This window comes from Arthrobacter sp. D3-16 (assembly GCF_054408515.1).
The window spans coordinates 1,283,993-1,301,044 of sequence record NZ_CP096437.1 but is presented as its reverse complement, the minus strand read 5'-3'; the positions used below and the strand labels follow the sequence as shown (position 1 = coordinate 1,301,044).

Genomic DNA, 17,052 nt, shown 5'->3' with positions numbered 1-17,052 from the left:
TCGTATCCTGAGCCATGGCCATCGCCGGGGTCATGGCTGAGCGGCTTTTCCCTCGCGGGCCGGCGCGCTTCTTCCAGCGGCTCGGGCCGCGCGCGCAGGTTGCCCTGTGCCAACTGCCCCTGACCTTGATCGTGGCCGCACTCGCGGTTGCCACCCCGTTCGCCTGGCCCGCGCTGCTGCACAGCCCACTCTTCCTGGCCGGGATCTTCCTCACCGGCATCCTCTTCCTCGGCTGCCTGCTCGTTCCATGGGAGCGGCTGGCGCACCGTCCGTACCTGCTGGTCCCCATCCTCGACTTCGTCGCGATCGGGCTTCTCCGGAACGGCGCCGCACCTCTCCTCCCGGGACTTGCCGTCCTGGCGGTGTTCCCGGTGATCTGGCTTTCCGCCTCGGGCATGCTGGCCCGGAGCAGCCTCGTCCTCAGTTTCTTCGGCCCCATGCTCATCATGGTTCCCTCGCTGGCCGGGCGGTTCCCCAACCTGACGCCCTCGGACATCACCACCACGCTGCTGTTTCCCCTCATGATGTTCTCGGTTTCCCTCGCCATCAGGTTCGCGAGCATGCACGTCCGGCTGCAGCAGCGCGAACTGGCGGAGAAGGACAAGGAGCTTCGGAAGCTGCTCCGCGAGAGCCGGGAGCGTGAAAAGCTGCTCCAGACGGTTCTGGACGCCACCGACGTCGGGATTGCCGCCGTCGACCGTGCCGGCCACTTCCTTGTGGCCAACGACCGGCAGCGGAGCTTCCGGCGGGCAACAGGTGCCGACGACGCCGTGCCCGGCCAGGGCCACCAACTGATCTTCGGGCAGGACAGGCGGACCCTGCTGCCGCCGGAGAAGCGTCCGATCAGCCGCGCCATCGCCGGGGAGTCCTTCGCCGACTATTTGGTGTGGGCCGGCGAGGGAACGGAGCAGCGGGCAGTTTCGACGGCGGCCCGGCCCCTCGTCGGCGAGGACGGCCAGTTCAACGGTGCCGTAGTGGTCTACAGCGATGTCACCGGCTGGGTGGAAGCCCTGGCGGCGAACCAGGAGCTGGTGTCCAACGTGACGCACGAGTTCAAAACGCCGCTGAATTCCGTCATCGGCAACGTGGACCTGGTACTCGACGACGTCGCCGCCCTGCCGCCGCAGGTAGCCCAGCGCCTGCTGGTGGTTCAGCGGAACGCCGAGCGACTGCTGGCCCTGGTGGCGGACCTGTCTGCTTCGGCGTCTGCCGCACTGAACGTTCATCCCAAACGCACCGACCTCGCCAGCCTCGTGGAAACCTCCATCGGCTCTGCCCAGGCCCAGGCCGAGCATGCGAACGTCCGGCTCACCGCGGACGTCCCCTCACCTTTGTGGGCCTACGCGGACCCGCTGCGGATCGGGCAGGCGCTGGACAACCTGGTCTCCAACGCCATCAAGTACTCCCCCGGTGGCGGGAAGGTGAGCATCAGCGCCCGCAGCACCGACGAGTGGGTGCAGCTGAGTGTCAGCGACACCGGGATGGGGATCAGCAGCGAGGACACCACCAGGGTCTTCAAGCGCTTCTTCCGGACGGAGTCAGCCAAGGGGGCGGCCATCGCCGGCGCGGGCCTGGGCCTGTCCATCACCAAGATGATCGTGGAGCGCCACGGTGGGCACATCACGTGCAGCAGCGGGCAAGGTCAGGGGAGCACGTTCACGCTGACCCTGCCCGCGGAGGGTCCGCCGCCCGCTTTCTGAAGGTGGGGATTACTCCCGCAGCGCCCGGGTGAGCTCCGCGCGGGCCAGAAGCTCGTCGTCGGACGGGTAGGCCACTTCTTCCAGCACCAGCGGGTGCGGGGCGGCCAGCACGGACTTGGCATCCCGCTTCTTGGCGAGCAACCGTTCGTGGAGCCAGCCCGGTTCCTCCACGCCCTCCCCCACATACAGAGCCGAGCCGATCAGCGCGCGCACCATGTTGTGGCAGAAGGCGTCGGCCTGGACGGTGGCCACGATGACGCCGTCCTCCGCCCGGGTGAATTCGAAGCGCTGGAGCTCGCGGATGGTAGTGGCTCCCTCACGGGGCTTGCAGAACGACAGGAAGTTCTGCAGCCCGAGGAGCTTGGCAGCGCCCTCGTTCAGCAGGGAGACGTCCAGCGGGTTCTTGTGCCACAGGGTGGAGTACCGGCCCAGCGGATCCCACAGGGTGGGGCCGTCGGCGATGCGGTAGCTGTAGCGCCGCCACAGGGCCGAGAAGCGGGCATCGAAGCCGGGGGGCGCCAGCGAGATCCTGTGTACTTCCACTGCTCCGGTCAGATCCCCGAGGATGCGGCTCAGCGCACCACGGATCCTGCGGAGCATTGCGACGGCGGGATCCAGTTCGTGCCCGCGCGGCAGGCCCTGCCACTCGGCTTCCGTCAGGTCCAGGTGGACCACTTGGCCGCGGGCATGCACGCCGGCGTCGGTGCGCCCGGCAACAGTCACTCGGACGGCACGCCGAAGGAGCAGATGCAGGGCCTCCTCCAGAACGCCCTGGACAGTCCGCAGGCCCGGCTGCAACGCCCACCCGCTGAAGGGGCCGCCGTCGTACGACATATCGAGCCGGACACGCAAAAACCCGCCGCCCCCCAATACGGGGGCCGCGGGTTTTTGGTCGTTCATAGACTTAAGTCTAAGCGAAGAAAATCAGCGAATTACTTCGCGTCCTTTTCCTCGGCTGCGGGAGCTTCCTCAGCGGCCGGAGCCTCTTCGGTTGCAGCCTCTTCGGTTGCAGCGTCCTCAGCAGGAGCCTCGGCCGGAGCTTCAGCAGCTTCGGTCTCGGCAACCTCACCCTCGGGAGCTTCCTCGGCAGCCGGAGCAGCCTTAGCAGCAGCCTGGGTAGCCTCAGCGACGACAGCCTGCTTAGCGGAAACCGGCTCGAGAACGAGCTCGATGACAGCCATGGGAGCGTTGTCGCCCTTGCGGTTGCCGATCTTGGTGATGCGGGTGTAGCCGCCGTCGCGGTTCTCCACAGCCTGGGCGATGTCGGTGAACAGCTCGTGGACGACGCCCTTGTTGCTGATCAGGCCGAGAACGCGGCGGCGGGAAGCGAGGTCGCCACGCTTGGCGAAGGTCACCAGGCGCTCTGCGTACGGCTTCAGGCGCTTGGCCTTGGTCACGGTGGTGGTGATCCGCTTGTGCTCGAACAGGGATGCTGCCAGGTTCGCGAGCATGAGGCGCTCGTGAGCCGGGCCGCCTCCGAGGCGCGGACCCTTAGTGGGGGTAGGCATAATTGTTTCTCCTCAAATGGAAGCCGTGGGCGGGGCACACCATGGTGCCCTGCCCGCCGGCCAAGGTCTGGTTTAGAGTTCGTCGTCGCCGAAGGCGGCGTCGTCCTCTTCGATTGCTGCGGCGCGTGCTGCGAGGTCAAAACCGGGAGGCGAGTCCTTGAGGGACAGGCCCAGTTCAACCAGCTTTGCCTTGACCTCGTCAATGGACTTGGCACCGAAGTTGCGGATGTCCATCAGGTCAGCCTCGGAGCGGGCAACGAGTTCACCCACGGTGTGGATGCCCTCACGCTTGAGGCAGTTGTAGGAACGGACGGTGAGGTCCAGATCCTCGATCGGCAGGGCCATGTCGGCTGCCAGGGCAGCGTCGGTGGGCGACGGGCCGATCTCGATACCTTCAGCTGCGGTGTTCAGCTCACGTGCCAGACCGAAGAGCTCCACCAGGGTGGTGCCTGCAGAAGCAACAGCATCGCGCGGGGCGATGGCCTGCTTGGTCTCGACGTCGACAATCAGCTTGTCGAAGTCGGTGCGCTGCTCAACACGGGTTGCTTCCACGCGGAAAGTAACCTTCAGTACCGGCGAGTAGATGGAATCGACCGGGATACGGCCGATCTCTGCATCGCCGGACTTGTTCTGAGCTGCCGAAACGTAGCCGCGGCCGCGCTCGATGGTCAGTTCGAGTTCGAACTTGCCCTTCGAGTTCAGCGTGGCAATGTGCAGATCCGGGTTGTGGAATTCGACGCCGGCCGGCGGAGCGATGTCCGCGGCGGTGACGACTCCGGGGCCCTGCTTGCGCAGGTAAGCGACAACCGGCTCATCGTGCTCGGAGGAAACCGAGAGGCTCTTGATGTTCAGGATGATCTCAGTGACATCTTCCTTGACACCCGGAACCGTGGTGAACTCGTGCAGCACGCCATCGATCCGGATGCTGGTTACAGCAGCACCGGGGATGGAGGAGAGCAGGGTACGGCGGAGGGAGTTTCCGAGGGTGTATCCGAAGCCCGGTTCCAGCGGTTCAATGATGAAACGCGAACGGTTTTCTGAAACTACCTCTTCGGAGAGGGTGGGGCGCTGTGCAATGAGCACTTAGGTTTCCTTTCGGCGAGCATCCGCTATATGACGCAACACAGGTGGTGGAAATTCGGTCTGAAGACTTAACGCGCTGGGCTTGCCCGGACCATCGACGGTCCGGGCAAGCTCATGCGGCGTGGAAAGCCTTAGACGCGGCGGCGCTTCGGCGGGCGGCAGCCGTTGTGCGCAGCGGGGGTGACGTCCTGAATGGAGCCAACCTCGAGGCCTGCGGCCTGCAGCGAACGGATCGCGGTCTCGCGTCCGGATCCCGGTCCCTTGACGAAAACGTCAACCTTGCGCATGCCGTGCTCCTGGGCGCGCTTGGCAGCGGCTTCGGCAGCCATCTGGGCAGCGAACGGAGTGGACTTACGCGAGCCCTTGAAGCCAACCTCACCTGAGGAAGCCCAAGAGATAACAGCGCCGCTCGGATCCGTGATGGAAACGATGGTGTTGTTAAAAGTGCTCTTGATGTGCGCCTGGCCAAGCGCGATATTCTTCTTGTCCTTCTTACGCGGCTTGCGAACCGCGCCACGAGTCTTCGGGGGCATTATTTCTCCTACAGAAAGTTATTGGGGAAGGCTCCGTTAATCCCGGCGGGGATTTTAACGGGCCTTCTTCTTGCCGGCGACGGTGCGCTTCGGGCCCTTGCGGGTACGGGCGTTGGTCTTCGTACGCTGTCCGCGTACGGGCAGGCCCTTGCGGTGGCGCAGGCCTTCGTAGCTGCCGATTTCAACCTTGCGGCGGATATCTGCTGCTACTTCGCGGCGAAGGTCACCCTCAACCTTGTAGTTGCCTTCAATGTAGTCACGCAGCTCAACCAGCTGTGCATCAGTCAGGTCCTTGACGCGGACGTCAGCGCTGATGCCAGTGGCAGCCAGGGTTTCGTGTGCACGGGTCTTGCCCACGCCGTAGATGTAAGTAAGCGCAATTTCCAGCCGCTTTTCGCGGGGAATGTCTACGCCAGCGAGACGAGCCATAGTGGCAGTACTCCTTGATAAACCGGAGGTCGTAGGCAGTACACCCGCACGTTCTGTACGGCCCCAGCCTCCGACCGGGGGTTAGCTGTCCGGACTCTTTCGAGCTCAATGTTCCAGATCAGCTTGTGCTGCCTTTATTTACTTGCGTGGGTTAGCAACCCAGGATTTCCCGATGAAGGGAAATTAGCCCTGGCGCTGCTTGTGGCGCGGGTTCTCGCAGATCACCATGACCCGGCCATTACGGCGGATCACTTTGCACTTTTCGCAGATCTGCTTGACGCTCGGCTTGACCTTCATGGCATTCCTTTGCGTGTAACAGTTGGTCTACTGGAGCGGCCATCAGTTCGCACTGAAGCCGCCCAGCAATTTACTTGTAGCGGTAGACGATACGACCACGGGTGAGGTCGTACGGGCTCAGCTCCACCACTACGCGGTCCTCAGGGAGAATCCTGATGTAGTGCTGACGCATCTTTCCAGAGATGTGTGCCAGTACGATGTGCTTGTTGGTGAGCTCAACGCGAAACATCGCGTTAGGCAGCGCCTCAGTCACAACGCCTTCGATCTCAATGACCCCGTCCTTCTTGGCCATACCCTCCGCTAACTGTTGTTGCCGCAGTCCTGCCGGATTGCACCGGGCATGACCACGAACGTTTTTGTTGGATCGATTGTCAGTTCCAGGCCCCAAAAGGGCGTGGCAGTCCAGACAACCAACAAACAACACTACTCCGTATCGCTGTAAAAGTTAAATCGGCAATAGTAACCTACCGGGCGCCGTACGCACCATAATCGCCGGACGGAGTGCTCACGGCTTCCGCGCTGGTCACGCCGTCAAGGATGGCCAAACGGACGACGTCGGCTGCTGCGCTTTGCAGCGTAATAAGACTGATCTGCCGCGCGGCTTCGTCCGCCCGGTCGAGTGCCACAGTGCCGGTTGCGAGGCAGAAGACAGTGTCCCCGTCAGCGAGGGTGTGGGAGGGATTCAGGGCCCTCGCAATCCCCGCCTGCGAGGCAGAGGCCGTCCGCTTGCACTCGGCCACGTCCAGGACTCCGTTCGTTGCGACAACAACCAGCGTGGTGTTCGTCGTGGTGGTTGCTTTCACCGGTGCTGGTCCTGCAGGTTTGGTCTGGTCGAATGGCAGTCCCAGCGCGTTCACAACAGCAACGGCCCCCACAACTACGCCGTTTTCGAGCGTGATCGATGCCGTACCCAGTCCGCCTTTATAGGTTCGCGCCAGCAACGCGCCGGTGCCGGCACCCACGTTGCCGCGTCCGACGTCGTGCCCGTCCTTCTCTGCAGCGGCGGCGGCGGTTGCAGCGTAACCCATGTCCGCCGTCGGACGGGCCGAGAAGTCACCGCCGCGGCCGAGGTCGAAGATCGCAGCTGCCGGGACGATGGGGACCAAGCCCCCGGGCACCGCAAAGCCCCGGCCGTTTTCCTCGCACCAGCGCTGGGCCCCGTACGCGGACGCCAGGCCGTATGCGCTGCCGCCGGTAAGCACCACGGCGTCCACAGCGCTGACTAGGGCGGTGGGATCAAGCGCGTCCGTTTCGTGGGTAGCCGGACCGCCGCCTTGCACGTCCACTGATCCAACCGTGCCAGGCGGGGGCAGGACCACCGTCACACCACTCAGCCAGCCGGCGTCGGACCTCTGGGCGTGGCCGACACGGATGCCGGGTACGTCAGTGATTGCTCCCATAGGCTCATTGTGCCTGCCGGGAGGGTAGTCCGAGGTGAAGTTCGCCGGAAACGCTCCAGGTCGCCGGCGAACCCGAAGCCCCTGCTACGGAATCGGGACGGGGGTGACGCCGAGGGGCACCAGGTGCTCCGCGCCGCCGTCGGGCGCTGACAGCACCCAGATGCCCTTGTCGTGGACCGCCACAGAGTGCTCCCACTGGCAGGAGCGCTGGCCGTCGGTGGTGACAACGGTCCAGTCGTCCTCCAGCACTGCGGTGTCGATGCTGCCGCGGACCAGCATGGGCTCGATCGCCAGGCAAAGGCCGGGACGGATCTTGGGGCCGCGGTGGCTGGTGCGGTAGTTGAGCACGTCCGGCGCCATGTGCATTTCCGAGCCGATGCCGTGACCCACATAGTCCTCGAGGATGCCCAGCGGCTTACCCGGCACGGATGAAACGTAGTCGTCGATGGCTGCGCCGATGTCACCCACATGCTTGCCTGTGGCCAGTGCGGCGATGCCCCGCCACATGGCTGCCCGGGTGACGTCGGAAAGGCGCTGGTCCTCGGGGTCGGCGGTGCCCACAATAACTGTGCGCGCCGAGTCCGAATGCCAACCGTTCACAATCGCGCCGCCGTCGATCGAGATGATGTCGCCGTCGCGGAGCACGCGGCTGCCGGGGATGCCGTGCACCACTTCCTCATTCACGGAGGTGCAGATGGTGGCGGGGAACCCGTGGTAGCCGAGGAAGTTGGACTTTGCGCCGGCTTCATTCAGCACAGCAGCGAACACGTCGTCCAGGTGCTTGGTGGTGACTCCGGGAACGGCTGCTGCAACGGCTGCATCCAGGGCACGGCTCAGGACCAGGCCTGCTTCGTGCATGGTGCGCATCTGGGCGTTGGTTTTGTATTCGATGCGGGGCTGGCCAAAGGCCATGGTGTTTCCTTTCAAATGGCTGAGGCTCCTCCCGTTTACCGGGAGGAGCCTCGGAAATGCTTTGCCTGGATCAGGCTGCCTGTGCGGCCTTGATGGCCTGCATCACGCGGTCCGTGACCTCGTCGATGGGGCCGATACCGTCCACCTGGGTGAGGATGCCGCGCTCGGCATACTTGGCCACCACGGCTTCGGTCTGCTCGTGGTAGAGGTCCAGGCGGTGGCGGATGACGGCTTCGTTGTCGTCGCTCCGGCCCGTTTCCTTGGCCCGGCCGAGGAGGCGGTGTACCAGTTCCTCATCGTCGGCAGTCAGCTGCAGGACGACGTCGAGCTTCTCTTCGCCCTTGGCGAGGATCTCATCGAGGTAATCCACCTGCGCCGTGGTGCGGGGGTAGCCGTCCAGCAGGAAGCCGTTTTCGACGTCGGCCTCGCTGAGCCGGTCGCGCACCATCTTGTTGGTCACGCTGTCCGGAACGAAGTCGCCGGCGTCCATGTACTTCTTGGCTTCGATGCCAAGCGGCGTTTCGCCCTTTACGTTTGCACGGAAGATATCGCCGGTGGAGATCGCCACAACGCCGAGGCGCTCCGAGATCCGCTCTGCCTGCGTTCCTTTTCCGGAACCGGGAGGTCCAATAATCAGCATTCTCGTCATCGCAAAAGCCCTTCGTAGTGACGTTGTTGTAGCTGCGCATCAATCTGCTTGACGGTCTCCAGGCCAACGCCCACCATGATCAGGATCGAGGTGCCACCGAACGGGAAGTTCTGGTTCGCGTTGATCAGTACCAGTGCCACCAGCGGAATCAGCGCCACGAAGCCCAGGTACAGGGCGCCTGGCAGGGTGATCCGGGACAGCACGTACTGCAGGTAGTCCGCGGTCGGTTTGCCCGCCCGGATACCTGGAATGAAGCCGCCGTACTTCTTCATGTTGTCCGAGACCTCTTCAGGGTTGAAGGTGATCGCGACATAGAAGTAGGTGAAGAAAACGATCATGGCGAAGTAAAGCACCATGTAGATTGGCTGGTCACCGCGGACCAGGTTGTTGTTGATCCATTCCACCCACGGCTGGATCTGCTCGCCTTGCCGCGGCTGGTTGAACTGTGAGATCAGGCCCGGCAGGTACAGCATGGAGGAAGCGAAGATCACGGGGATGACGCCGGCCATGTTGACCTTGATGGGGATGTACGTGCTGGTACCTCCCACGGTGCGGCGGCCGATCATCCGCTTGGCGTACTGCACCGGCACGCGGCGCTGCGACTGCTCAACGAAGACCACCAGGGCCACGGTCAGCAGGCCGATGACAAGGACCATGAAGAACGTTCCGGGACCCTGCGAGCTCCAGATGGCGCCGAGGGAGGTGGGGAACGTGGCAGCGATGGACGTGAAGATGAGCAGGGACATACCGTTGCCCACGCCCTTCTCGGTGACGAGCTCGCCCATCCACATGATCAGACCGGTGCCGGCCGTCAGGGTGATGATGATCAGGATGGTGGTGATCACGCTGGTGTCCGGGATGATCGGCAGGTTGCAGCCGGGAAGAAGCTGCCCGGACCGCGCCAGGGAAACCAGGGTGGTGGCGTTCAGCAGGCCCAGCGCGATGGTGAGGTAACGCGTGTACTGGGTCAGCTTGGACTGCCCGGAAGCGCCCTCTTCGTAGAGCTGCTGGAACCGGGGAATGACCACCCGGAGCAGCTGGACGATGATGCTTGCCGTGATGTAGGGCATGATGCCGAGGGCAAAGATGGACACCTGGAGCAACGCGCCGCCGCTGAACAGGTTAACGAGCTGGTACAGGCCACCTGCGGTCTGACCGTTCTGCAAGCATTGCTGGACATTCTGGTAGTCCACACCTGGCGAGGGAATGAAAGCACCCAAGCGGAAGATGGTGATGATTCCCAGCGTGAACAACAACTTGCGTCGCAGATCAGGCGTGCGAAAGGCCCGGCCAAATGCGCTAAGCAAGCGTCCTCCTGGTGGTGTTAAAAGAGTGGTGTGATGGGGATCTATAAATCCCAACAACCGAGTCTAACGGTTGTTTGCGCCATGCGAACAATCCGTGAAAGTGCGCATGCGGCGGATGGCGGGAAAAATACGCCCGACGGATGTGAAAAACTCCCGGTCTCCAGGGCCTGGGCCCCGGAGACCGGGAGTTCAACAACGGGCTTGGCGCCCACCGGCTCTAGAGAGCGGTGGTGCTTCCGCCTGCTGCAGCAATCTTTTCAGCGGCGCTGGCCGAGAATGCGTGGGCGGTGACGTCAACCTTGACGGTGATGTCACCGGTGCCCAGCACCTTGACGGGCTGGTTCTTGCGAACGGCACCCTTTTCGACCAGGTTCTCCACGGTGACTGCGCCACCTTCCGGGAACAGCTCGTTGAGCTTGTCCAGGTTTACAACCTGGAACTCAACCCGGAACGGGTTCTTGAAGCCGCGCAGCTTCGGCAGGCGCATGTGCAGCGGCAGCTGGCCGCCGGCAAAGCCAGCCTTGACCTGGTAGCGGGCTGCAGTACCCTTGGTGCCACGACCGGCGGTCTTACCCTTGGAGCCTTCACCACGACCAACGCGGGTCTTGGCGGTCTTGGCACCCGGGGCGGGACGCAGGTGGTGAACCTTCAGGGCGTTCTGCTTCTCAGCAGCGGCGCTCTGTGCCTTGTCAGCAGTGTTCTCTGCCATTTACTTCGCCTCCTCTACCTGTACCAGGTGCGGAACCGTGTTGAGCATTCCCACGGTGACGGCGTCGGCGGTGCGGACAACGGTGTGTCCGATCCGCTTCAGGCCGAGGGACCGCAGGGTGTCGCGCTGGTTCTGCTTGCCGCCAATGGCGGACTTGATCTGAGTGATCTCCAACTGGGCGTCGGAGGGAATCAGGTTCTTAGCCATAACTAGACACCCGCCTTCGAGTTCAGGAGAGCCTTCACCAGTGCCGGCGGAGCGATCTCGTCGAGGGGCAGGCCGCGGCGTGCTGCCACTGCTGCCGGCTCTTCGAGGCGCTTCAGGGCATCAACGGTCGCGTGAACGATGTTGATGGCGTTGGAGGAACCGAGCGACTTGGAGAGGATGTCGTGGATGCCCACGCACTCCAGTACTGCACGGACCGGGCCACCGGCGATAACACCGGTACCGGCGGAAGCCGGACGCAGCATAACGACGCCTGCAGCAGCCTCACCCTGGACGCGGTGCGGGATGGTGCTGCCAACGCGGGGAACGCGGAAGAAGGACTTCTTGGCCTCTTCTACGCCCTTCGCGATTGCGGCAGGAACTTCCTTAGCCTTGCCGTAGCCAACGCCGACCATGCCGTTGCCGTCACCGACGACGACCAGGGCGGTGAAGCTGAAGCGACGACCACCCTTGACCACCTTGGAGACGCGGTTGATGGTGACAACGCGCTCTACGAACTGGCTCTTCTCGGCCTCACGGCCGCCGTCGCGGCCGCCACGGCCACCACGGTCGCCGCGGCCCTGGCCACGGTCGCCACGCTCACCGCGACGAGCGCCACCACGGCGGTCGTCGGCAGCTGCGGGGGCAGTGGTCTCAGCGGCAGCTACGGTTTCAGTAGCCTTCTGATCTGCAGACACAGTGTCCTTTTCCTTGTTTGCTTCCGTCACAGTGACAGCCCACCTTCACGTGCACCGTCAGCGACGGCGGCGATCCGGCCGTGGTACTTGTTACCACCGCGGTCGAAGACAACAGCTTCGATACCGGCAGCCTTGGCACGCTCTGCGACGAGTTCGCCAACGCGCTTGGCCTTGGCAGTCTTGTCGCCGTCGAATGCACGAAGGTCGGCTTCCAGAGTGGAGGCGCTCGCTACGGTCAGGCCCTTGGTGTCATCGACAACCTGGACGAATACGTGGCGTGCGGAACGGTTGACGACCAGACGAGGACGTACAGCCGTACCGGAGATGCGCTTACGGATACGAAGCTGGCGGCGGCTGCGCTGGGCAGACTTGCTCTTGTTCGTACGCTTCTTGTTAATTGAGATGGCCATGGTTACTTACCAGCCTTTCCGACCTTGCGGCGGATGACTTCGCCGGCGTAACGGATGCCCTTGCCCTTGTAGGGGTCCGGCTTCCGCAGCTTGCGAATGTTGGCAGCAACCTCGCCGACCTGCTGCTTGTTGATACCTGAAACAGAGAGCTTGGTCGGGGTCTCAACTGCAAAGGTGATGCCCTCCGGTGCGGAGACATTGACCGGGTGGCTGAAGCCGAGAGCGAACTCAAGGTCAGATCCCTTGGCCTGAACGCGGTAACCGGTACCGACGATTTCAAGCTTCTTCTCGTAGCCCTTGGTAACGCCCTCGATCATGTTGGAGATCAGGGTGCGGGTCAGGCCGTGGAGTGAACGGGAGGCGCGCTCGTCGTTCGGGCGGGCGACAGTCAGGGTGTCTGCATCCAGGGTGACCTCGATCGGGCTGGCCACAGTGTGGTTCAGCTCGCCCTTGGAACCCTTGACGCTGACGACAGAGCCGTCAACCTTGACCTCAACGCCGGCAGGAACGGTGATGGGGAGACGTCCAATACGTGACATTATTCTCTTCCTTTCCCGTTACCAGACGTAAGCGAGGACTTCGCCGCCCACGCCCTTCTTGCCGGCCTGCTTGTCAGTCAGGAGGCCGGAAGAGGTGGACAGGATTGCGACACCCAGGCCACCCAGCACGTGCGGCAGGTTGGTGGACTTTGCGTAAACGCGCAGTCCCGGCTTGGAAATACGGCGAACACCAGCGATTGAACGCTCGCGGTTCGGTCCGAACTTGAGCTCGATGGTCAGCTTCTTGCCAACCTCAGCGTCTTCTTCCTTCCAGCCGGCGATGAAGCCTTCGGCCTTGAGGATGTCAGCAACGCGTGCCTTGAGCTTGCTGTACGGCATGGACACGGAATCGTGGTATGCCGAGTTTGCATTGCGCAGACGCGTAAGCATGTCTGCGACAGGATCTGTCATTGTCATTGTGGGCTCTTGCCCTTCCTCATAACGGTTTCCGCGGTGCTGCTTTCCTGAACGGATTCAGGAGCCGGACCGCCGGACCTTTTACGTAGTTAGATTAGTCTTCGGCCTTGAACGGGAAACCAAGCGCCTTAAGCAGCGCACGGCCTTCGTCATCGGTCTTGGCAGTGGTGACAACCGTGATGTCCATACCGCGGACGCGGTCGATCTTGTCCTGGTCGATTTCGTGGAACATAACCTGCTCGGTCAGACCGAAGGTGTAGTTGCCGTTACCGTCGAACTGCTTGCCGGAGAGACCACGGAAGTCCCTGATACGGGGCAGTGCGAGGGTGACCAGACGGTCCAGGAATTCCCACATGCGGTCGCCACGCAGGGTAGCGTGTGCACCGATGGGCATGCCTTCGCGCAGCTTGAACTGAGCGATCGACTTGCGGGCCTTGGTTACCTGCGGCTTCTGGCCGGTGATCTGGGTGAGGTCGCGGACAGCGCCGTCGATCAGCTTGGAGTCCTTGGCGGCATCTCCAACACCCATGTTCACAACGACCTTCACGAGGCGCGGAACCTGGTTGACGTTTTCGTACTTGAATTCCTCAATGAGCGTGCTCTTGATGGATTCGGCGTACTTGGTCTTCAGACGAGGAACGATCTTCGTTGCCGGAGTCTCGAGAGTCTCAGTCATTAGATGTCCTTCCCTGAGCTCTTGGCCACGCGCACGCGCACTTCACGCTTCACGCCATTGCGCTCAACGGTCTCGGTGCGGAAACCGACGCGGGTGGGCTTCTTGGTGGACGGGTCAACCAGAGCCACGTTGGAAATGTGGATCGAAGCTTCAACAACTTCAATGCCACCGGTCTTGGTGCCGCGCTGCGACTGACCGACCTTGGTGTGCTTGGTTACGCGGTTGATGCCTTCGACCAGCACGCGGTTGGTCTCGGGGAACACGCGCAGGACCTTGCCCTGCTTGCCGCGGTCGCCGCCGCGCTCAGCCTTGGCGCCAGTGATGACCTGAACCAGGTCACCCTTCTTGATCTTAGCCATGGACTAGAGCACCTCCGGAGCCAGAGAAACGATCTTCATGAACTTCTTGTCACGCAGTTCACGACCAACCGGCCCGAAGATACGGGTACCGCGGGGGTCACCGTCACCCTTCAGGATCACAGCTGCGTTCTCGTCAAACTTGATGTAGGAACCATCCGCACGGCGGCGTTCCTTCTTGGTACGGACGATGACTGCCTTGACAACATCGCCCTTCTTTACGTTGCCGCCGGGGATTGCATCCTTGACGGTGGCGACAATGACGTCACCGATGCCTGCGTAGCGACGGCCGGATCCACCGAGAACGCGAATGGTAAGGATTTCCTTAGCACCCGTGTTGTCGGCGACCTTGAGTCGCGACTCCTGCTGAATCACTATTTACTCCTTGCGTCGCGCCGGTTCTCAGACCGAAAATCTTCCTACGGAATGAGCCTTGCGGAACGGTTGATCGGGGTGTCTCTTGACCTGCCTGGATTTTGCCAGACCAGGCCTAAACGCCCGTGCCAGAAGCAGTTGCTCCCATCCGGTCCAGGAGATCCTGGGCGCAAGGGGGCACTATGCCGTGGCACGCTTGTTTACGAGGTTGATGTCGGCACACTGAAGGCGCCATACAAACTCAATATCCTAGCACGTTTTCCGCTCATCCCCATATCATCGCCGCCGCTCCCCCGCAAGACGGACGACGGCGTCACGCCCCGCCCTGGGACGCTCTCTCACTTAATGCGCCTTTCCGGTTGACGCTCTCTCACTTTCCTGAGAGAAGTGAGAGAGCGTCGAGGGGGACGACGGCGCCACGCACGGCAGCCTTTTGGCCCACCTTGGGTGCCCCTCCCCCGGTAAGACGCGCCACCGCCGTCGTCCGGTCCCCAAAAGCGCCGCCCAGCGTTGCGGCCGGCGTGGCTGTTAACGCGGAAGCCCCCACTCCCAAGGGGAGCAGGGGCTTCCGGATACCGAAGCAGCAGGTGCTACTTGGCCTTCTCGAGGATCTCCACGAGCCGCCAGTTCTTGGTGGCGGACAGCGGACGGGTCTCAGCGATGACAACGAGGTCGCCGATGCCGGCGGTGTTCTCTTCGTCGTGGGCCTTGACCTTGGAGGTACGGCGGATGACCTTGCCGTACAGGGCGTGCTTCACGCGGTCTTCAACCTGGACAACGATGGTCTTTTCCATCTTGTCAGAGACCACGTAGCCGCGACGCGTCTTGCGGTAACCGCGCTGCTCAGCCGTGGCTGCGGTAGCAGTTTCCGTCACGTTCTCGTCCTTTTCACTCACTTGGCATCCTCCTCGGTCTCAACCGTTTCAGCCTTGTCGGCCTTCTTGGTTGCTGCCTTCTTGGACTTCTTTTCTTCCTTGGCTTCCACAACCGGTGCGGCAACCTCGGCACGAATGCCCAGCTCGCGCTCACGGAGAACGGTGTAGATGCGGGCGATGTCCTTCTTTACCGCGCGCAGACGACCGTGGTTCTCCAGCTGTCCGGTGGCGGACTGGAAACGCAGGTTGAACAGCTCTTCCTTGGCCTTGCGGAGTTCTTCAACGAGACGCTCGTTGTCGAAACCGTCCAGCTGTGCGGGAGCCAGATCCTTGGATCCTACTGCCATTTCTATTCACCACCTTCGCGACGCAGAATGCGTGCCTTCAACGGGAGCTTGTGGATTGCCAGGCGCAGGGCCTCGCGTGCTACCGATTCTTCGACGCCGGAGATCTCAAAGAGAACCCGACCCGGCTTGACGTTTGCGACCCACCATTCCGGTGAACCCTTACCGGAACCCATGCGGGTTTCGGCAGGCTTCTTGGTGAGGGGACGGTCCGGGTAGATGTTGATCCAGACCTTACCGCCACGCTTGATGTGGCGGGTCATTGCAATACGGGCGGATTCGATCTGACGGTTTGTGACGTATGCCGGGCTCAGGGCCTGGATACCGTACTCACCGAAAGTGACCTTGGTGCCGCCCGTAGCAGCGCCGGAACGACCCGGGTGGTGCTGCTTACGGTGCTTGACTCGACGTGGGATAAGCATTTAAGCCTGTCCTCCTTCTGCTGCCGGAGCAGCAGCTTCAGCTGCCGGAGCCTCGGCAGCAGGAGCTGCGTCAGCGGCCGGACGGTCGTTGCGACGGCGGCGGTCACCACGGTCAGCGCCACCCGGGCGGCCCGGACGGTCGCTGGGACCGCGGCCACGGGACGGGGCGGAAGCGGCCTGCTGGGCCAGTTCCTTGGCGGTGACGTCACCCTTGTAGATCCAAACCTTCACACCGATGCGGCCGAAGGTGGTCTTGGCTTCGTAGAAGCCGTAGTCGATGTTCGCGCGGAGGGTGTGCAGGGGCACACGGCCTTCGCGGTAGAACTCCGAGCGGGACATTTCAGCGCCACCCAGTCGACCCGAGCAGGCGATACGGATGCCCTTGGCACCTGCACGCTGCGCGGACTGCATGGCCTTCTTCATCGCGCGGCGGAAAGCCACACGTGAAGTCAGCTGCTCAGCAACGCCCTGGGCAACAAGCTGTGCTTCCATCTCGGGGTTCTTGACCTCGAGGATGTTCAGCTGGACCTGCTTGCCGGTGAGCTTTTCGAGCTCGCCGCGGATGCGGTCTGCTTCTGCTCCACGGCGGCCGATGACGATGCCCGGGCGGGCCGTGTGGATGTCCACGCGGACACGGTCACGGGTGCGCTCGATCTCAACCTTGGCGATACCGGCGCGCTCCATGCCCGTGGACATGAGCTGGCGGATACGGATGTCTTCGCGAACGAAGTCCTTGTACCGCTGGCCGGCCTTGGTGCTGTCAGCGAACCAGTGCGATACGTGATCGGTGGTGATGCCGAGTCGGAACCCGTGCGGGTTTACTTTCTGTCCCACTTAGCGAGCCTCCTCTTTCTCCGGGGTAGCGACTACCACGGTGATGTGGCTGGTGCGCTTCTTGATCTGAAATGCACGACCCTGGGCACGCGGCTGGAACCGCTTCATGGTCGGGCCTTCATCAACAAACGCTTCGCTGATGATGAGGTCGCCTTCGTCAAACGCCACGCCGTCGCGGTCCGCGAGGACCCGGGCGTTGGAGATTGCCGACTGAACTACCTTGAATACCGGCTCCGAAGCTGCCTGCGGGGCAAACTTCAGAATTGCCAGAGCCTCATTCGCTTGCAAACCACGAACAAGGTTGACGACGCGCCGGGCCTTCATAGGCGTTACGCGGATGTGGCGCGCAATTGCCTTGGCTTCCATTGCTTTCCT

Annotated in this window: 26 protein-coding genes; 1 reads left to right on the top strand and 25 read right to left on the bottom strand. The window is 62.7% G+C overall.

Annotated features, from left to right (window positions below):
* Nucleotides 1–32 precede the first annotated feature (32 nt).
* Nucleotides 33–1,700, top strand: a complete 1,668-nt coding sequence (locus tag M1D32_RS06320) for an ATP-binding protein (protein WP_458782115.1) — start codon at nt 33–35, stop codon at nt 1,698–1,700.
* 9 nt (nt 1,701–1,709) lie between these two features.
* On the opposite strand, the gene M1D32_RS06315 is transcribed toward M1D32_RS06320, so the two are convergent.
* The 25 genes from M1D32_RS06315 to rplV form a co-directional block, all read right to left on the bottom strand.
* Nucleotides 1,710–2,600 carry a tRNA pseudouridine synthase A gene (locus tag M1D32_RS06315; RefSeq protein ID WP_458781436.1) on the bottom strand — a complete coding sequence of 297 codons (891 nt, stop codon included), beginning with the start codon at nt 2,598–2,600 and terminating at the stop codon, nt 1,710–1,712.
* Nucleotides 2,601–2,632: 32 nt separating this feature from the next.
* A complete protein-coding gene (gene rplQ / locus M1D32_RS06310; protein ID WP_458781435.1) occupies nt 2,633–3,208 on the bottom strand; it encodes a 50S ribosomal protein L17 in 576 nt (191 codons plus the stop codon).
* Between the two features lie 72 nt (nt 3,209–3,280).
* Nucleotides 3,281–4,291, bottom strand: a complete 1,011-nt coding sequence (locus M1D32_RS06305) for a DNA-directed RNA polymerase subunit alpha (RefSeq protein ID WP_013601812.1) — start codon at nt 4,289–4,291, stop codon at nt 3,281–3,283.
* Nucleotides 4,292–4,422: 131 nt separating this feature from the next.
* Nucleotides 4,423–4,824, bottom strand: a complete 402-nt coding sequence (gene rpsK, locus M1D32_RS06300) for a 30S ribosomal protein S11 (protein WP_018760435.1) — start codon at nt 4,822–4,824, stop codon at nt 4,423–4,425.
* Nucleotides 4,825–4,878: 54 nt separating this feature from the next.
* On the bottom strand, nt 4,879–5,253 hold the full coding sequence (gene rpsM, locus M1D32_RS06295; RefSeq protein ID WP_003803743.1) for a 30S ribosomal protein S13: 375 nt from the start codon (nt 5,251–5,253) through the stop codon (nt 4,879–4,881).
* Between the two features lie 183 nt (nt 5,254–5,436).
* Nucleotides 5,437–5,550 carry a 50S ribosomal protein L36 gene (gene rpmJ, locus M1D32_RS06290; RefSeq protein ID WP_009358722.1) on the bottom strand — a complete coding sequence of 38 codons (114 nt, stop codon included), beginning with the start codon at nt 5,548–5,550 and terminating at the stop codon, nt 5,437–5,439.
* Nucleotides 5,551–5,620: 70 nt separating this feature from the next.
* Nucleotides 5,621–5,842 (bottom strand): translation initiation factor IF-1, encoded by a 222-nt coding sequence (infA, locus tag M1D32_RS06285; RefSeq protein ID WP_009358723.1) that lies wholly within the window; start codon nt 5,840–5,842, stop codon nt 5,621–5,623.
* Nucleotides 5,843–6,014: 172 nt separating this feature from the next.
* Nucleotides 6,015–6,950: a P1 family peptidase gene (locus M1D32_RS06280; protein WP_458781434.1), complete on the bottom strand. Its 936-nt coding sequence runs from the start codon at nt 6,948–6,950 to the stop codon at nt 6,015–6,017.
* A gap of 84 nt (nt 6,951–7,034) precedes the next feature.
* Nucleotides 7,035–7,862 carry a type I methionyl aminopeptidase gene (gene map / locus M1D32_RS06275; RefSeq protein ID WP_458781433.1) on the bottom strand — a complete coding sequence of 276 codons (828 nt, stop codon included), beginning with the start codon at nt 7,860–7,862 and terminating at the stop codon, nt 7,035–7,037.
* Between the two features lie 70 nt (nt 7,863–7,932).
* The gene (locus M1D32_RS06270) at nt 7,933–8,502 is read right to left on the bottom strand and encodes an adenylate kinase (protein WP_458782114.1); all 570 of its coding nucleotides are present in this window, start codon (nt 8,500–8,502) and stop codon (nt 7,933–7,935) included.
* A 5-nt stretch (nt 8,503–8,507) separates the two neighbouring features.
* Entirely contained in the window at nt 8,508–9,818 is a 1,311-nt protein-coding gene (secY, locus tag M1D32_RS06265) for a preprotein translocase subunit SecY (protein ID WP_458781432.1), read from the bottom strand.
* A gap of 217 nt (nt 9,819–10,035) precedes the next feature.
* Nucleotides 10,036–10,527: a 50S ribosomal protein L15 gene (gene rplO, locus M1D32_RS06260; RefSeq protein WP_163161909.1), complete on the bottom strand. Its 492-nt coding sequence runs from the start codon at nt 10,525–10,527 to the stop codon at nt 10,036–10,038.
* Nucleotides 10,528–10,734: a 50S ribosomal protein L30 gene (gene rpmD / locus M1D32_RS06255; protein WP_142038794.1), complete on the bottom strand. Its 207-nt coding sequence runs from the start codon at nt 10,732–10,734 to the stop codon at nt 10,528–10,530. It abuts the gene before it with no gap.
* 2 nt (nt 10,735–10,736) lie between these two features.
* Nucleotides 10,737–11,459 carry a 30S ribosomal protein S5 gene (rpsE, locus tag M1D32_RS06250; protein ID WP_458781431.1) on the bottom strand — a complete coding sequence of 241 codons (723 nt, stop codon included), beginning with the start codon at nt 11,457–11,459 and terminating at the stop codon, nt 10,737–10,739.
* Complete coding sequence (gene rplR, locus M1D32_RS06245; protein WP_163161903.1) at nt 11,456–11,839, bottom strand: 50S ribosomal protein L18; 384 nt, start codon at nt 11,837–11,839, stop codon at nt 11,456–11,458. Before rplR ends, rpsE begins: the two co-directional genes overlap by 4 nt.
* Before the next feature lie 2 nt (nt 11,840–11,841).
* A complete protein-coding gene (gene rplF / locus M1D32_RS06240; protein ID WP_050054319.1) occupies nt 11,842–12,378 on the bottom strand; it encodes a 50S ribosomal protein L6 in 537 nt (178 codons plus the stop codon).
* Between the two features lie 18 nt (nt 12,379–12,396).
* Nucleotides 12,397–12,795, bottom strand: a complete 399-nt coding sequence (rpsH, locus tag M1D32_RS06235; protein ID WP_050054318.1) for a 30S ribosomal protein S8 — start codon at nt 12,793–12,795, stop codon at nt 12,397–12,399.
* 94 nt (nt 12,796–12,889) lie between these two features.
* The gene (rplE, locus tag M1D32_RS06230) at nt 12,890–13,471 is read right to left on the bottom strand and encodes a 50S ribosomal protein L5 (RefSeq protein ID WP_066277862.1); all 582 of its coding nucleotides are present in this window, start codon (nt 13,469–13,471) and stop codon (nt 12,890–12,892) included.
* Nucleotides 13,471–13,830 (bottom strand): 50S ribosomal protein L24, encoded by a 360-nt coding sequence (rplX, locus tag M1D32_RS06225; protein WP_056626626.1) that lies wholly within the window; start codon nt 13,828–13,830, stop codon nt 13,471–13,473. Before rplX ends, rplE begins: the two co-directional genes overlap by 1 nt.
* 3 nt (nt 13,831–13,833) lie before the next feature.
* On the bottom strand, nt 13,834–14,202 hold the full coding sequence (rplN, locus tag M1D32_RS06220) for a 50S ribosomal protein L14 (protein ID WP_009358299.1): 369 nt from the start codon (nt 14,200–14,202) through the stop codon (nt 13,834–13,836).
* Nucleotides 14,203–14,792: 590 nt separating this feature from the next.
* Nucleotides 14,793–15,098 (bottom strand): 30S ribosomal protein S17, encoded by a 306-nt coding sequence (rpsQ, locus tag M1D32_RS06215; RefSeq protein ID WP_104042537.1) that lies wholly within the window; start codon nt 15,096–15,098, stop codon nt 14,793–14,795.
* Nucleotides 15,095–15,424: a 50S ribosomal protein L29 gene (gene rpmC / locus M1D32_RS06210; RefSeq protein WP_163161897.1), complete on the bottom strand. Its 330-nt coding sequence runs from the start codon at nt 15,422–15,424 to the stop codon at nt 15,095–15,097. The genes rpsQ and rpmC overlap by 4 nt, the downstream gene beginning before the upstream one ends.
* Nucleotides 15,425–15,426: 2 nt before the next feature.
* Nucleotides 15,427–15,843: a 50S ribosomal protein L16 gene (gene rplP, locus M1D32_RS06205; RefSeq protein WP_050054315.1), complete on the bottom strand. Its 417-nt coding sequence runs from the start codon at nt 15,841–15,843 to the stop codon at nt 15,427–15,429.
* The gene (gene rpsC / locus M1D32_RS06200; RefSeq protein WP_142038804.1) at nt 15,844–16,677 is read right to left on the bottom strand and encodes a 30S ribosomal protein S3; all 834 of its coding nucleotides are present in this window, start codon (nt 16,675–16,677) and stop codon (nt 15,844–15,846) included.
* Nucleotides 16,678–17,043, bottom strand: a complete 366-nt coding sequence (rplV, locus tag M1D32_RS06195; RefSeq protein WP_009358304.1) for a 50S ribosomal protein L22 — start codon at nt 17,041–17,043, stop codon at nt 16,678–16,680.
* Nucleotides 17,044–17,052: the final 9 nt, after the last annotated feature.

What these genes read in the sequence shown, in the direction of transcription:
- M1D32_RS06270 (WP_458782114.1), bottom strand. Translation starts at nt 8,502, where the DNA reads ATGCTGATTATTGGACCTCCCGGTTCCGGAAAAGGAACGCAGGCAGAG.
- rpmJ (WP_009358722.1), bottom strand. Translation starts at nt 5,550, where the DNA reads ATGAAGGTCAAGCCGAGCGTCAAGCAGATCTGCGAAAAGTGCAAAGTG.
- M1D32_RS06280 (WP_458781434.1), bottom strand. Translation starts at nt 6,950, where the DNA reads ATGGGAGCAATCACTGACGTACCCGGCATCCGTGTCGGCCACGCCCAG.
- rplF (WP_050054319.1), bottom strand. Translation starts at nt 12,378, where the DNA reads ATGTCACGTATTGGACGTCTCCCCATCACCGTTCCTGCCGGCGTTGAG.
- M1D32_RS06320 (WP_458782115.1), top strand. Translation starts at nt 33, where the DNA reads ATGGCTGAGCGGCTTTTCCCTCGCGGGCCGGCGCGCTTCTTCCAGCGG.
- rpsK (WP_018760435.1), bottom strand. Translation starts at nt 4,824, where the DNA reads ATGCCCCCGAAGACTCGTGGCGCGGTTCGCAAGCCGCGTAAGAAGGAC.
- rplR (WP_163161903.1), bottom strand. Translation starts at nt 11,839, where the DNA reads ATGGCCATCTCAATTAACAAGAAGCGTACGAACAAGAGCAAGTCTGCC.
- M1D32_RS06315 (WP_458781436.1), bottom strand. Translation starts at nt 2,600, where the DNA reads ATGAACGACCAAAAACCCGCGGCCCCCGTATTGGGGGGCGGCGGGTTT.
- rpmD (WP_142038794.1), bottom strand. Translation starts at nt 10,734, where the DNA reads ATGGCTAAGAACCTGATTCCCTCCGACGCCCAGTTGGAGATCACTCAG.
- rplV (WP_009358304.1), bottom strand. Translation starts at nt 17,043, where the DNA reads ATGGAAGCCAAGGCAATTGCGCGCCACATCCGCGTAACGCCTATGAAG.
- map (WP_458781433.1), bottom strand. Translation starts at nt 7,862, where the DNA reads ATGGCCTTTGGCCAGCCCCGCATCGAATACAAAACCAACGCCCAGATG.
- rplQ (WP_458781435.1), bottom strand. Translation starts at nt 3,208, where the DNA reads ATGCCTACCCCCACTAAGGGTCCGCGCCTCGGAGGCGGCCCGGCTCAC.
- rplE (WP_066277862.1), bottom strand. Translation starts at nt 13,471, where the DNA reads ATGACTGAGACTCTCGAGACTCCGGCAACGAAGATCGTTCCTCGTCTG.
- rpmC (WP_163161897.1), bottom strand. Translation starts at nt 15,424, where the DNA reads ATGGCAGTAGGATCCAAGGATCTGGCTCCCGCACAGCTGGACGGTTTC.
- infA (WP_009358723.1), bottom strand. Translation starts at nt 5,842, where the DNA reads ATGGCCAAGAAGGACGGGGTCATTGAGATCGAAGGCGTTGTGACTGAG.
- rplX (WP_056626626.1), bottom strand. Translation starts at nt 13,830, where the DNA reads ATGGCTAAGATCAAGAAGGGTGACCTGGTTCAGGTCATCACTGGCGCC.
- rpsM (WP_003803743.1), bottom strand. Translation starts at nt 5,253, where the DNA reads ATGGCTCGTCTCGCTGGCGTAGACATTCCCCGCGAAAAGCGGCTGGAA.
- rplO (WP_163161909.1), bottom strand. Translation starts at nt 10,527, where the DNA reads ATGGCAGAGAACACTGCTGACAAGGCACAGAGCGCCGCTGCTGAGAAG.
- rplP (WP_050054315.1), bottom strand. Translation starts at nt 15,843, where the DNA reads ATGCTTATCCCACGTCGAGTCAAGCACCGTAAGCAGCACCACCCGGGT.
- rpsH (WP_050054318.1), bottom strand. Translation starts at nt 12,795, where the DNA reads ATGACAATGACAGATCCTGTCGCAGACATGCTTACGCGTCTGCGCAAT.